At 34.8% G+C, this 13,293-nt stretch carries 14 protein-coding genes and 1 tRNA gene; 7 read left to right on the top strand and 8 right to left on the bottom strand.

Annotation, left to right across the window (positions count from 1 at the left end; all coding sequences use genetic code 11):
- Positions 1 to 19: 19 nt before the first annotated feature.
- The gene (gltX, locus tag LBU54_RS01650) at positions 20 to 1,537 is read left to right on the top strand and encodes a glutamate--tRNA ligase (protein ID WP_224524674.1); all 1,518 of its coding nucleotides are present in this window, start codon (positions 20 to 22) and stop codon (positions 1,535 to 1,537) included.
- Between the two features lie 5 nt (positions 1,538 to 1,542).
- Here the strand turns inward: gltX and LBU54_RS01645 are convergent, their stop codons facing one another.
- Positions 1,543 to 2,241, bottom strand: a complete 699-nt coding sequence (locus LBU54_RS01645) for a hypothetical protein (RefSeq protein ID WP_224524672.1) — start codon at positions 2,239 to 2,241, stop codon at positions 1,543 to 1,545.
- Positions 2,242 to 2,327: 86 nt separating this feature from the next.
- Between LBU54_RS01645 and LBU54_RS01640 the strand changes: the two genes are divergently transcribed.
- On the top strand, positions 2,328 to 3,248 hold the full coding sequence (locus LBU54_RS01640; RefSeq protein WP_224524668.1) for an SPFH domain-containing protein: 921 nt from the start codon (positions 2,328 to 2,330) through the stop codon (positions 3,246 to 3,248).
- Between the two features lie 65 nt (positions 3,249 to 3,313).
- Here LBU54_RS01640 and LBU54_RS01635 read toward each other — a convergent pair whose 3' ends face one another.
- A complete protein-coding gene (locus tag LBU54_RS01635) occupies positions 3,314 to 3,790 on the bottom strand; it encodes a DUF1761 domain-containing protein (protein ID WP_224524667.1) in 477 nt (158 codons plus the stop codon).
- A 92-nt stretch (positions 3,791 to 3,882) separates the two neighbouring features.
- Entirely contained in the window at positions 3,883 to 5,889 is a 2,007-nt protein-coding gene (locus LBU54_RS01630; RefSeq protein WP_224524665.1) for a glutamine--tRNA ligase/YqeY domain fusion protein, read from the bottom strand.
- A gap of 12 nt (positions 5,890 to 5,901) precedes the next feature.
- Between LBU54_RS01630 and LBU54_RS01625 the strand changes: the two genes are divergently transcribed.
- The 3 genes from LBU54_RS01625 to LBU54_RS01615 all read left to right on the top strand — a co-directional run bounded on the left by LBU54_RS01625 (position 5,902) and on the right by LBU54_RS01615 (position 6,691).
- Positions 5,902 to 6,180, top strand: a complete 279-nt coding sequence (locus LBU54_RS01625; RefSeq protein WP_317196317.1) for a zinc ribbon domain-containing protein — start codon at positions 5,902 to 5,904, stop codon at positions 6,178 to 6,180.
- Between the two features lie 44 nt (positions 6,181 to 6,224).
- Positions 6,225 to 6,587, top strand: coding sequence for a dihydroneopterin aldolase (gene folB / locus LBU54_RS01620; RefSeq protein ID WP_224524652.1), 363 nt, complete (start codon positions 6,225 to 6,227; stop codon positions 6,585 to 6,587).
- Between the two features lie 33 nt (positions 6,588 to 6,620).
- A tRNA-Cys gene (locus LBU54_RS01615) sits at positions 6,621 to 6,691 on the top strand.
- A gap of 33 nt (positions 6,692 to 6,724) precedes the next feature.
- Here LBU54_RS01615 and LBU54_RS01610 read toward each other — a convergent pair.
- Genes LBU54_RS01610 through rnr form a run of 5 tightly spaced genes read right to left on the bottom strand, consistent with a single transcriptional unit; the run spans position 6,725 to position 11,315 of the window.
- Positions 6,725 to 7,372 carry a hypothetical protein gene (locus LBU54_RS01610; RefSeq protein ID WP_224524650.1) on the bottom strand — a complete coding sequence of 216 codons (648 nt, stop codon included), beginning with the start codon at positions 7,370 to 7,372 and terminating at the stop codon, positions 6,725 to 6,727.
- Between the two features lie 7 nt (positions 7,373 to 7,379).
- On the bottom strand, positions 7,380 to 8,063 hold the full coding sequence (locus LBU54_RS01605; protein WP_224524648.1) for a LysE family translocator: 684 nt from the start codon (positions 8,061 to 8,063) through the stop codon (positions 7,380 to 7,382).
- Between the two features lie 40 nt (positions 8,064 to 8,103).
- Positions 8,104 to 8,775, bottom strand: a complete 672-nt coding sequence (locus LBU54_RS01600) for a head GIN domain-containing protein (protein ID WP_224524646.1) — start codon at positions 8,773 to 8,775, stop codon at positions 8,104 to 8,106.
- A gap of 15 nt (positions 8,776 to 8,790) precedes the next feature.
- A complete protein-coding gene (locus LBU54_RS01595) occupies positions 8,791 to 9,090 on the bottom strand; it encodes a YbjQ family protein (RefSeq protein ID WP_224524644.1) in 300 nt (99 codons plus the stop codon).
- Between the two features lie 26 nt (positions 9,091 to 9,116).
- A complete protein-coding gene (gene rnr, locus LBU54_RS01590; protein ID WP_224524641.1) occupies positions 9,117 to 11,315 on the bottom strand; it encodes a ribonuclease R in 2,199 nt (732 codons plus the stop codon).
- A gap of 623 nt (positions 11,316 to 11,938) precedes the next feature.
- On the opposite strand from rnr, the gene rpiB reads away from it, so the two are divergent.
- The gene (gene rpiB / locus LBU54_RS01585; RefSeq protein ID WP_224524639.1) at positions 11,939 to 12,373 is read left to right on the top strand and encodes a ribose 5-phosphate isomerase B; all 435 of its coding nucleotides are present in this window, start codon (positions 11,939 to 11,941) and stop codon (positions 12,371 to 12,373) included.
- Complete coding sequence (locus tag LBU54_RS01580; protein ID WP_224524637.1) at positions 12,374 to 13,291, top strand: cation diffusion facilitator family transporter; 918 nt, start codon at positions 12,374 to 12,376, stop codon at positions 13,289 to 13,291.
- The last annotated feature ends 2 nt before the right edge of the window (positions 13,292 to 13,293 follow it).

Genomic DNA, 13,293 nt, shown 5'->3' with positions numbered 1-13,293 from the left:
TACGCTTTAAAGTTTTAATATGTCTAAAAATGTCAGAGTGCGCTTTGCGCCAAGCCCAACCGGGCCCTTACATATAGGTGGTGTTAGAACCGCCCTTTTTAATTATTTGTTTGCCAAAAAACATGGCGGTAATTTTGTATTGCGCATTGAGGATACAGATCAAAACAGGTATGTACAAGGAGCCGAAGACTATGTTGTAAAGGCTTTGAATTGGTGCGGTATTCCCTTTGATGAAGGCCCTGGAAAAAATGAAAAGTTTGGGCCGTATAGACAAAGCGAACGCAAACACCTTTATCGTAAATATGCGGACGAACTTGTTGCTAATGGCAAGGCCTACTATGCTTTTGATACACCAGATCAATTAGACTCACACAGAAGGGACCACGAGGCCCATGGCAAGACATTTACATACAATTGGCACAATCGTGAAAAAGGCCGGTTGGTAAATTCACTTGTGCTTTCTGATGAGGAGACACAAGTCAAAATTAAATCTGGTGAAGATTACGTTATTCGATTTAAGTCACCACAAGACCAAACGCTACAATTAAAGGATATTATTAGGGGCAATATTACTATTGATACAAACGTGCTTGACGATAAGGTTTTGTTTAAAAGCGATGGTATGCCTACCTATCATCTAGCAAATATTGTAGATGACCACTTAATGGAAATCTCTCATGTCATTCGGGGTGAAGAATGGTTGCCTTCTTTAGCATTACACCAACTTTTATACGATGCTTTTGGTTGGGAAGCACCGAAATTTGCACATCTGCCTTTGATATTAAAACCAACCGGAAAAGGAAAACTAAGCAAGCGCGATGGCGATAAACTAGGATTTCCTGTTTTTCCTTTACAATGGAAAGATCCAAAAACCAATGCTATTTCTAGAGGCTACAAAGAGGACGGCTACTTCCCTGGGGCCTTGGTGAATTTTTTAGCCTTTCTTGGCTGGAATCCCGGTACAGAACAAGAAATATTCAGTTTAGAAGAGCTTGTTAATGCTTTCGATCTAAATAAGGTCAATAAAGCCGGAGCGCGTTTCGATCCCGATAAAACGAAATGGTTTAACCACCACTACATGCAAGAACAGTCTGATTCTGAATTGGCCGTACTATTTAAAAAATCTAAACCTGAACTTGCGCCTTTTGATATTAACTATATTCAATTGGTTGTTGCTCTAATAAAAGAGCGCGCCACATTTGTTAGTGATTTTTGGGATTTGAGCCATTACTTTTTCTTTGCGCCTGAAGGCTACAATGAAAAGGCAGCTAAAAAAGCATGGAAAGAAGGTACCGACGACCTGATGCGTGAATTGGTCGCTGTAATAGAAAATACGGATGCCAACTCTGCCGAGTCGCTCAGAGTGGCAATAAAAGAATGGATTGCCTTTAAGGATATTGGGTTTGGAAAAGTCATGATGCCTTTGCGCTTGGCTTTAGTTGGGGCGCTTCAGGGTCCAGATGTTTTTGATATTATGTTTATGGTAGGTAAAGACGAATCTATTAAACGTATTGAAATAGCAATAGAATCGTTCTGATTTATTTAAAAAGTAATCAAGGCCATAAAATTTAGCATTGTTTGGTTTCCTTTAAAGTCTGTATCTCCGGATTGTGGCCCTATTTCAGAGTCTGTGTTGTTCAGTTTATTCAGAATATTACTAAATCCGTAAATGTATTGCGCTCTAAACTTAAAGGCGCCTAAACCAATTGTGGCTCCGATAGCGCCATTGACATTTATTTGAGAAATATCTTCAATGTCCTTTGCCAAAATACTGTTAGCGTTATTTAAATAAACATAAAGGTTTTCCTCATTATTTGAGTTCAAGTCCAATTTTCCATTATATTGAACCATCGGGCCCGCGTCAATAGTCATTAAATTAGGTACAACTTTGGCGTGAAACATAAATGCCAGTTGAGCCGCAAAAATGTCGTATTCAATCTGTGTGTCATTTTCTGTTCCCAAATTTGATTCATAACCCGAAAACTCAATAGAGTTGCCAGAAATTTGAAGACCATAGCTTACATTATACCATTTATTTGGTAGGTCTCCCGTTGCAGAAGAACTTATGAGCCAACCATTACCTGCCGTGGTCGTAAAATTATCTGATGCAATATCAAACTGCGTAATACCACCGCCAATAGCAATTCCATTTTTTATGATAAATCTTCTATGCTGTGAATAACAAATTGTAACAAAAAGTAGACAAAAAACTACTAATAAACTGTTTTTGTTTGTGTTCATAAAGTTTAAAGCTTTGGCAACAAACCTAACCAAAATAACTTAATATTATCTATTTTTAGTATTTACAAACCTTAAAAATCTTAGTTATGGGTCAATTTATTTTAGTGCCAATTATCTTTTTTGGCCTTATCGTCTTAATTTCATCGTTTTTTATTGTAAAGCAACAAACCGCAGCAATTATAGAGCGTTTTGGTAGATATCAAAGCATAAGGCAATCGGGGTTGCAAATGAAGATTCCTTTGGTGGATCGTGTCGCGGGTAGACTTAGTTTAAAAATACAACAACTAGACGTAATTGTAGAAACTAAAACCTTGGATGATGTTTTTGTTAAACTAAAAGTTTCTGTTCAGTACGTTGTTGTTAAAACTAATGTTTACGATGCTTTTTATAAACTCGAATATCCTCATGATCAAATAACATCGTTCGTATTTGATGTGGTGCGAGCAGAGGTGCCAAAAATGAAATTAGATGACGTTTTTGTGAAGAAAGATGATATCGCTATCGCGGTAAAACGAGACCTGCAAGAATACATGTCAGAATATGGTTACGACATAATTAAGACCCTCGTCACGGATATTGATCCAGATGCACAAGTAAAAGCCGCTATGAATCGCATCAATGCATCTGAAAGAGAAAAAATTGCTGCACAATTTGAGGGTGATGCTGCAAGAATCTTAATAGTTGAGAAGGCAAAAGCCGAAGCAGAAAGTAAGCGCTTACAAGGACAAGGTATTGCTGACCAAAGACGTGAAATTGCTCGTGGTCTAGAAGAGTCTGTAGAGGTTTTGAATAAGGTAGGTATTAACTCCCAAGAAGCTTCTGCTTTAATTGTTGTAACACAGCACTATGATACCTTACAGGCCATTGGTGGAGAAACCAACAGCAACTTAATACTTTTACCCAACTCACCCCAAGCAGGAAGCAATATGCTTAACGACATGGTCGCTAGTTTCACCGCTAGCAATCAAATTGGGGAAGCAATGAAAAATGCTGGTAAAAAAGATTAATAGAAATAGATAAAAATAAAAGAGGGCCACAAAAAATGACACTCTTTTACTTGTATAGATTAATTTTATGACCAACCACAAAGTATAGCGCCCATAACGGTTAAGGCAACTAGCCAATAACCAAAATTTATCAAAATATACTTCCATCCTTTTCTTTCAAAAAGGGCATTAATACCAAGAACGGGTAAAACAAAAAATAGCGCTCCTATTGCTCCGTGCAGTGCGCCATGTCCAAAGCTACGATGCATGTTTCCAAACTCTTCCATAAATGCTTTAAATGATTCTGCATCTGGATTTGTAAACGCCAATTGTTGGGCTGCTACCTGGTGGATTACCATTCCGTTTACGCTAAAGGCCAACATAAAGGATAAAACAAGGGTAATACCAAAAATTATCCCAATATTTCCACTTTTCATTTTCTCCTCTGTCATTCCCGAGGCCTTCATCCATGCGGTTCCTAGCACAGCCGGATTGTACCAAACAGCACCAATTACCAAGGGAACAATTGCGGCAACCACAATAGCCATAAAGTTTAATTCCATATTGTAAATGTTTTAGTTAGTGTAAAATAAATGTACAAAAAACCCCTAAGTTTAAGTCAGGGGTTTTCTCGGTTTAATACTTTTATATAAATCTATATTTCTGATGCTTCACTAACCAACAGCTCGTTCTTATCTTCAAGCGCCTTATTAATAAAATCATCAATGCTCTGATTTCTTTTTAATCCATTATTCAACAACTCCTTCAGTACAATCATCGTTGCAATTCTAGTTCCAGATTTTTTAACTGCCGTCCCAAATAATGGTTCTAACTCATCATAAGTTATTTCTTTGGCAAGTTTTTGAATTTCTGCCTTAGTTTTAATTTGTTTTTCTTCTGGTAAATTTGTGTATTTTTTACCTAATTGCTGAACGATACTAATGGCAGAGCGCTTTTGTTGTGGCTGTTTTTGTTGCGCTTTTTGATTATTCTGTGGTTTTGGTTTTTGTTTTGCCCAACTATCCCGTAGGCCAACCGTTTTGTTAAACACCAAAGAACCATCTTGAGAATCTTCATCTACAACAAAATATCCCAAGCGCTGAAACTGATATCGTTCTCCTACATTAGCTTCGGACAGACTGGGTTCGAGGTGGCCCATTTTTACCTTAAGCGAGTTTGGATTAAGAAATTGCATAAAATCCTTCTCCTTGTCGCTATCTGGCGCTTCATGCATGAACAAACGATCGTACTCTCTAACTTCTACTGTAATCGCATGCTTGATGGACACCCAGTGTAATGTACCTTTCACCTTTTTGCTTGTGTCTGTATCGTATGTACAATGAATTTCCGTGATTTCACCAGACTCATCCTTTACAACCTCATTGGCTTTAATGATATATGCATTTTTAAGCCTTACCTCTCCTCCTAGCCTCAACCTAAAGAACTTATTACCTGCCGCTTCTTTGAAATCTTCTCGTTCAATATAGATTTCTCTAGAGAAAGGTACTTTTCTAAAACCCGCAGACATATCTTCCTGATTATTTTCTGCTTCTAACCATTCTTCTTTATTCTCAGGGTAATTGGTAATCACCACCTTTACCGGACTTAATACTGCCATAACTCGATTAGCAGACTTATTAAGATCTTCACGGACACAAAACTCTAAAAGCGATACATCAATAACGTTTTCACGTTTTGCCACACCAACCTTCTCTATAAAATTTCTAATTGAGCTCGGTGTATATCCTCTGCGCCTCAAACCTGATATGGTTGGCATTCTCGGATCATCCCAGCCAGACACAATTTTTTCCTCAACTAAACGCAGGAGTTTACGTTTGCTCATAATGGTATAGCTTAGGTTTAAACGCGCAAATTCTCTCTGTTTAGGCGGTAGTGGTAACTTATCCTTGGAGTATTCATACACATGGTCTCTAAACCAATTATAAAGCTTTCTGTGAGGTTTAAACTCTAAGGAACAAAGGGAATGTGAAATTTGCTCTATATAATCGCTTTCGCCATGAGTCCAATCGTACATGGGGTAAATGCACCATTGATCACCCGTTCTATGGTGGTGTGCATACATTATGCGGTACATGATTGGATCTCTCATTAGCATATTTGGATCTGACATATCAATTTTTGCCCTTAATACGTGTGTTCCTGCTGGAAATTCACCTGCTTTCATGCGTTGAAATAAATCCAAATTCTCCGCTGTAGTTCTATTTCGATATGGGCTGTTGGTGCCTGGTTCTGTAGGTGTGCCTTTCTGTTCTGCCATAGCTTCTGACGATTGGCTATCGACATAGGCTTTATCATCTTTTATCATTTGAACTGCCCATTCATAGAGCTTATCAAAATAATCAGACGAATACAGTTCGTTTTCCCATTTGTATCCCAACCACGCAATATCCTTTTTAATCGCATCTACATACTCCTGCTCTTCTTTAATTGGGTTTGTGTCATCAAACCTTAAATTCACTGGCGCATTATACTTCTCTCCTAATCCAAAACTTATGCCGATAGCTTTTGTGTGGCCAATATGTAAATAACCGTTTGGTTCTGGTGGAAAGCGAAACCGTAACTTTTCCTTTGGAAGACCATTTGCTAAATCTTCTTCTATGATATGCTCAATAAAATTGAGCGACTTTGATTCTTCTGGCATCTCAAAATTTTAATGTGTAAAATTAAGCAAAATGTAACTTTAATGCACTATGGGCTACGTGTAGAATGGAAACCTGTTAAACAAAAAATTATGAAATATAAATGTCCAAAATGTGGGAATACGACCTATGAAATTGGAGAAATACGAGCAACAGTTGGCGCGTTGTCGAAAGTCTTCGATGTCCAGAATAAAAAATTAACGTCAGTAACATGCAAAAAATGTACTTATACAGAATTTTTTACAGCAAAAACCACCACTATTAGTAACATATTTGACTTTTTTACTAATTAGTCCTATAAATATTTTATGAGGACCATAAGACTTATCTTTGCCCCATGGGAATAATCAGAGTTGAAAATATCCGTGTATATGCAAATCATGGATGTTTAAAAGAGGAGACCATTATTGGCAGTGACTATAGAGTTGACCTTGAGGTTGAAGCGGATTTATCAAAATCTGCAAAAACTGATGAACTATCAGATACAGTCGATTATGTCTTTTTAAATAAAGTGGTTAGGGAAGAAATGGCCATTGCTTCAAGGTTACTGGAAACTGTTGCGCAACGCATTTTAGACCGAATATTTGGTGAAGATATACTTGTGAAAAAAGCAAGCGTTTCAGTTAGTAAAATAAATCCTCCAATTGGCGGTGATGTGGAAATGGTAACTATAAAAATGTCTCAGACGCGGAATAAATAACATATAATTTTTATATTTGTTCACCCTGTAAATGGCGTCTTGGCCGAGTGGCTAGGCAAAGGTCTGCAAAACCTTGTACAGCGGTTCGAATCCGCTAGACGCCTCTAAAAAAACCCCTTTAAAAAGGGGTTTTTGTTTTAAACGTTTTCGAGAAATTTTATTAAGTCCCTAACGCTCTTTGGATCCTTGATGTTTACTTTATGAACTTTGCGATAAGCGTTATAATCTTTTTTTAATTTACTGTATTTCTTTTTTATGTCTCTTATGGTTTCAAAAGAATATTCTCCTTTATCGGTTACGAGGTGGTATCTGTATTTTAATTCTGCTGTGTACAGTTCTGGTAGCTCTATCTGATAGAAAATATTCTGATTATATACTTGGTTAAGTGAAATAGATGTACTGGTTTGGCTTGAACTTCCATAAGCACTCCTATCCTGAGTGTTTGATTTTAAAACACAATAGTATTCAACATATAAGCTTGATTTTGAGTCTAACAATAATTCATAGAACTTTCCGCTTCTATTTACAAATTTTCTCTCATCTACATAGAGCGTATCGGCATTTCTGGCTAAATCTAAGCGCAGGGGCATATACTTATCGCCTTCTTTAAGGATAACAGACTCTGTTAAAGCATTATAGTTAACTATCCCTTTACTAAGCTCACCGTTTTTCATAATTATAACTCCTTCCGAAAATTCAGGTAATACATAGTGCTCTGCTCTACTCTGTGAAAAGGACAACATTGTGAACAATATTAATGCATGTGTAATTTTTATTTTATACATAGTAATTTTAATTTATTGGATTTACCTTATCTATTTGCTCTTTGCTTTTTTCATAAAGCTCGGGAAACAGACCTTGTGACAATAACAAAATACCAAAACCCAAAATAACCAATGCCACGATTTTTTTTGTCTTAAAAATACGTCTTGGCGTAAGTTTACTTTTAAGTCTTTTGGCCAACGCTATCTTTATAAGATCCGTTAAAAAATAGCTAATTAGCATAGTGCTAATAAATAATACTACCCCATTTTCTGAAGTTGTTAGTGATGTTCCTATAACAATAAACCCAAGCCAACCGAGCAATACACCAATATTAATAAAGTTTAGCAAAAACCCTTTAATAAACAGTTTTCCATAGTCCCGTTTTGGTAAGTCTATTCTTCGGTATTCCTTGACTATAGACCTAAATGATCTCGACGTTTTGATAAATGATATTAAACCGTACACAACTAATAATACACCGCCAAAAATCAAAAAATTTGGGTCGTCTTTAATTTTATCTATCAGCTTGGACGTACTAAAAAAAGCCAGCGCTATAAACACTACATCCGCAAAAATGACACCCAAATCAAAAATAACAGCGCTTTTAAAGCCTTTAGTCGCTCCAGTTTCAAGTAGAACAAAAAATACCGGACCAATAGTAAAGGCAAGTATAATACCAAATGGAATTGCTGTTAAAATATCATCAATCATGTAAAACTTGCGGTTTACACAAAAGTAACAAATCTATATATTACATACGTTTTATGCGTCCACCGAATACCCGACTTTCGTCTACTCTTTTTGGATTTCCATAAATAAATACATCACCACCAGCTCTTATCCTGACATCAACAAATTCTGATGCATTTACATAGGCTTCACCAGCAGCATTTACGCTAACTTCTGTTTTTTCGGTTACTAACTCCTCTCCGTTAACAATTCCGCCAGTATATATTGAAACGTCTTGATTTTTGGAGTTTCCGGATACATTAATAATCCCTCCAGTTACCGCCCTGACGGTAGCATATTTTGTTTTTAAATCTACTTTGATCTCTGCGCCCTCTTGGGTTCTTAATTCAATTTCGAATTGTTCAATTGTTTCTTTAACAGCAACTTTTGCACCCTCATTGGCGTCTATTTCGCCAACAGATGTAAAATATAAATTAACAACGGTGTCATTGCCATCGTAAATTTCTTCAATATTCATGCGGATTTTTAACTTCCCGTTTTTGTTCACCACTTCAACATCGTTTTTATTCTTACCTGAGATTATTACCTTATTTTCGTCAGATTGAATCATATTAAGGTTGATTAAGTCGTAAACCTTAACGGTTGAAAACTCACCTATACTTTTCTCTATTGTATTTTGTCCAAATACTGGTAAACAAATTATAGCGGAAAAGATTACTAGAAATTTTTTCATAATGATTTAATAAATTTATGTTGCAACTTTTACGGCTGTACCTGTTACGGATACCATTGCATAATTACTTGTTGTTAATTCTATTTCAACTTTTATACCAACTACCGCATTGGCATTTAGTTTTTTTGCATTCTCTGTTAGGGTTTGAAAGGCTCTTTCTTTTACTAAATCTACACTATCTTGAATCTTTCTGGCATATTTAGACATGCTAAAACCCAACGCAAGTACTTGATCGTTCATTGCAACTCCGGTAACAATACCAAGATAATCAACAATTTTAAAATTTTCAATTGAGTTTGTTGTTGTAAGAATCATATTTAAAACTCTTTATTAAATTAATCTTAATCGTGCGCCTTACCTATTAAATAAAAATCCAGGTGTTTTTTTATAAGATCGGTATTTTTCACTTTAACAATCACATCATCACCTAATTGATACATATTATGTGTGTTTCTTCCGATCATAGCATAATAGTCTTTATCAAAATCATACGTATCGTCTTTCATGTCTCTAACACTAACCATCCCTTCGCATTTATTAGAAATGATTTCAACATAAATTCCCCAATCAGTAACGCCAGAAATAACACCTCGAAATTCTTCATCTTGATGGTCTTGCATAAAACGAATTTGCATGTACTTTATTGAATCTCTCTCTGCCTTTGTGGCCAAATATTCCATATTACTACTATGCTTACATTTCTCTTCATAAATATCTTCGCTTGCTGATTTACCACCATCAAGATAGTGCTGCAATAAACGATGTGCCATAACATCTGGATATCGCCTGATAGGCGATGTGAAATGGCTATAATATTGAAAAGCCAAGCCGTAATGTCCAATATTTTGAGTAGTATATTCCGCTTTGGCCATAGTTCTTATGGCAAGTGTGTCTACAAGGTTTTGTTCCTTTTTACCTTCAACATCTACAAGAAGTTTATTTAAAGACGATGCTATGCTATTTCTGTCCTTAAAATTTAACTTATGACCAAAACGACCCACTACTGTTTGCAGTTGAGATAATTTTGCATCATCTGGTTGGTCATGAACTCGATAAACGAAGGTTTTCTTTGGGTTTTGTTTCCCAATAAACTCAGCTACTTTCTTATTGGCTAGGAGCATAAATTCTTCAATGAGTTTATTGGCGTCTCTGCTTGTTTTAAAGAAAACACCTGTAGGATTAGCCTCTTCATCTAAATGAAATTTTACCTCTACTTTATCGAATGAAATTGCTCCTGATCTCATTCTTCTAACTCTCATTTTTTTAGCTAGTTCATCAAGCTTCAAAATCGCATCTGCAATTTTTTGATCTGTATAATAAGCCTCTCCTGTTAAGGATACTTCTGTTGGTATTTTATTCGATTTAGATTCAATTACAGCTTGGGCTTCTTCATAGGCAAATCTAGCGTCAGAATAAGTGACTGTTCTACCAAACCATTGGTTTTTTATTTCAGAGTTTTCATTTATTTTAAAAACAGCCGAAAATGTATATTTCTCCTCATGAGGCCTTAAGGAACATGCGCCATTGGAGAGTACTTCAGGTAACATAGGTACTACCCTATCTACAAGATAAATCGAGGTTGCGCGTTCATAGGCTTCCTCATCTAAAATCGTATCTGGCTTTACATAATGAGATACATCAGCAATATGAATTCCTACCTCATAAAGACCGTTACCTAAAACCTTAAACGAAAGTGCGTCGTCAAAATCTTTAGCGTCTTTAGGATCTATGGTAAAAGTTAAATCTTTACGCATATCTCGTCGTTTTGCGATTTCTTCTTGAGTGATAGAGGTATCTAATTTGTTTGCATAGGCTTCTACCTCATAAGGAAATTCGTGTGGTAAACCATACTCTGCTAAAATGGAATGAATTTCTGTACTATGCTCTCCTGGTTTACCTAAAACTTCAACTACCTTTCCATATGGAGAACTTGCATTTTCAGGCCAATCTGTCAATGTAACAAGTACTTTATCCCCATCCTGAGCTCGTTTTGTTTTATTGATTGGTACAAAAATATCGGTATACATCTTTGCAGAATCTGCTACTACAAAGGCAAAGTTCTTTTTATCTTGAATTTGAATAGTGCCAACATACTCGCTTTTAGCGCGCTTTATAATATTAGTAATCTCACCTTCTTGTTTACCCCTGTGTTTTCTGCGATAGGCATAAAACTCTACTTCATCTCCATCTAAAGCTTTGTTTATATTATTTGATGCTATAAAGATATCTTCTTCAAAATCATCACAAATCACATAACCGTTTCCTTTTGAAGATAGGTCTAAAATACCTGTATGGTATTCTGTCGTAACTAAGGCTTTAAATTTACCACGTTCTACCTCTTCTATTTCTTGGTTAGCTTTAAGTTGAGCCAATTTTTTTATAATCTGATTTCTACTACTAGCATCGTTAACCCCTAATTTAGAAGCTATTTGTTTATAGTTGAAGGTTTTATTTCGTTCTTTTTTTAATATACTTAAGATTGTATTTGTAAGGTTGGAAATCTTATTATTTCTAGACCTCCTTTTTTTCTTTCTTGTCATTTAATTTTTAATCATTTTCATTTCCTGAAAGTGTTAGGAATTCTTCAATTTAAACTTAATAAAGGTGGAAGTGAAGTTATTAAGTTAAGTACAAAATTACACTAATAAAATTTAATAGTGTTTAGATAAGGTTAAATAAGTAAAAGACCACTTATTAACATCCTAATGCACTATTATTATTCTTTTTAAAATTTTTAAAATTAAAAATGATGTTTATTATACCTTGTTAATAGTTAGTATAACTTTTTAGCGTTTTGTTTTGAGAAATTGTAGTTTACAATTTATTACGTTTTAGTTAACATTAAATTAATATGAAATTCCTTGATATATAGGCAAATCCATATAATTATGAACAGCTGTTAATAATAGATGTTCATAGATTTTTGTGATATTTTTGTTTACATTATCTGTTAATTTCATCTATAATCCATATTAATAACTTCCTTTTAAAAAATGATTAAAAAGTTTGGTTTTTCATTTTCTATTTTAGTTTTAAAAAATTAATAGATAATCCTAATTTTTCTTTTAAATACTTGTAAACAGTTATTAACATGTAATAACATATACTATTAACCGGATTTAAAAAATTGTAACTTTGTATTTAATTTTTAATAGCTTAAAAAATGACTATTTCGATTGGTAATGATCATGCAGGTCCTGAATATAAATCTGCAATTGTAGAATATCTTAAAAGTAAAGGATGCACCATAAAAAATTATGGCACCGATACAACTGACAGTGCTGATTATCCAGATTTTGTACATCCAGTTGCTACTGATGTAAATGATGGCAAGGTAGATTTTGGTATTTTAATTTGCGGCACTGCTAATGGAGTTGGTATGACAGCTAATAAATATAAAAATGTAAGAGCTGCTGTTTGTTGGAATAGTGAAATAACAGAGTTAGCAAGACTACATAATAATGCCAATATAATTTGTATACCAGCACGTTTCACTTCTATTCCCCAAACTATAAAAATGGTAGATGTTTTTTTAAATACCAAATTTGAGGGTGGGCGTCATAAAAGAAGAATAGATAAAATACCCATAGCATGTTAAATGGGCCATTCGCATTCCCATAAACACCATCATCACCAACACGATCATAATAGTCGTAATCTGTTCATTTCTATTCTTTTAAATATTGTTATAACCATAGCTCAGGTTGTTGGAGGAATAATTTCAGGAAGTTTAGCGCTATTAAGTGATGCACTTCATAACTTTACTGATGTTATATCACTTATAATCAGTTGGATTGCAAATAAACTGGTAAAGAAAAAAGCATCTTTAAAACGTACTTTTGGATATAAACGGGCAGAAATTTTAGCAGCTTTTATTAACGCAGCGACTCTAATAATAATAGCAGTTTTATTAATTATTGAAGCCATTGAACGGTTTACAAATGCGCAGGAGATAGAATCAAATCTGGTTATATGGCTATCAGCCATAGCAATTTTAGGTAACGGCCTAAGTGTTTTACTATTAAGGAAAAATGCAGACGATAATATGAATATAAAGAGTGCCTATCTGCATTTATTTACCGATATGATGGCAAGCGTAGCTGTATTAATAGGTGGTTTACTTATGAAATATTATCAAGTCTGGTGGATTGACAGTGTACTAACATTAGCAATTGCAATATATCTAATAGTAATGGGATGGGACTTATTAAAAAATTCATTTAAGGTATTGATGCTGTTCACACCAGATTCTACTTCGGTAAAATCTATTGTTAGGGACATTCAAACTTTTAATGCTGTAAAAAATGTTCATCATGTTCATATTTGGCAACTCAATGAAGATGAGATTCATCTTGAAGCACATATAGATTTTAATGAAAATATCACCTTGTCCGAGTTTGATAATATTTTAAGTGATATTGAAGAGATGATTTTTCACAAATACGAGATTAACCACATGAATATCCAGCCAGAATATGGAAAATGTGATGCTAAAGATGTTATTGTACAAGATTAGTA

The organism is Winogradskyella alexanderae (assembly GCF_020166335.1).
GTDB lineage: Bacteria > Bacteroidota > Bacteroidia > Flavobacteriales > Flavobacteriaceae > Winogradskyella > Winogradskyella alexanderae.
Note: the sequence above shows the minus strand (reverse complement) of the source record. Positions and strands in the feature narration are given on the sequence as shown.

Bases quoted from the DNA above. Each gene is read 5' to 3' on its own strand.
- gltX (WP_224524674.1), top strand. From the start codon at position 20: ATGTCTAAAAATGTCAGAGTGCGCTTTGCGCCAAGCCCAACCGGGCCC.
- LBU54_RS01645 (WP_224524672.1), bottom strand. From the start codon at position 2,241: ATGAACACAAACAAAAACAGTTTATTAGTAGTTTTTTGTCTACTTTTT.
- LBU54_RS01640 (WP_224524668.1), top strand. From the start codon at position 2,328: ATGGGTCAATTTATTTTAGTGCCAATTATCTTTTTTGGCCTTATCGTC.
- LBU54_RS01635 (WP_224524667.1), bottom strand. From the start codon at position 3,790: ATGGAATTAAACTTTATGGCTATTGTGGTTGCCGCAATTGTTCCCTTG.
- LBU54_RS01630 (WP_224524665.1), bottom strand. From the start codon at position 5,889: ATGCCAGAAGAATCAAAGTCGCTCAATTTTATTGAGCATATCATAGAA.
- LBU54_RS01625 (WP_317196317.1), top strand. From the start codon at position 5,902: ATGTGTAAAATTAAGCAAAATGTAACTTTAATGCACTATGGGCTACGT.
- folB (WP_224524652.1), top strand. From the start codon at position 6,225: ATGGGAATAATCAGAGTTGAAAATATCCGTGTATATGCAAATCATGGA.
- LBU54_RS01610 (WP_224524650.1), bottom strand. From the start codon at position 7,372: ATGTATAAAATAAAAATTACACATGCATTAATATTGTTCACAATGTTG.
- LBU54_RS01605 (WP_224524648.1), bottom strand. From the start codon at position 8,063: ATGATTGATGATATTTTAACAGCAATTCCATTTGGTATTATACTTGCC.
- LBU54_RS01600 (WP_224524646.1), bottom strand. From the start codon at position 8,775: ATGAAAAAATTTCTAGTAATCTTTTCCGCTATAATTTGTTTACCAGTA.
- LBU54_RS01595 (WP_224524644.1), bottom strand. From the start codon at position 9,090: ATGATTCTTACAACAACAAACTCAATTGAAAATTTTAAAATTGTTGAT.
- rnr (WP_224524641.1), bottom strand. From the start codon at position 11,315: ATGACAAGAAAGAAAAAAAGGAGGTCTAGAAATAATAAGATTTCCAAC.
- rpiB (WP_224524639.1), top strand. From the start codon at position 11,939: ATGACTATTTCGATTGGTAATGATCATGCAGGTCCTGAATATAAATCT.
- LBU54_RS01580 (WP_224524637.1), top strand. From the start codon at position 12,374: ATGGGCCATTCGCATTCCCATAAACACCATCATCACCAACACGATCAT.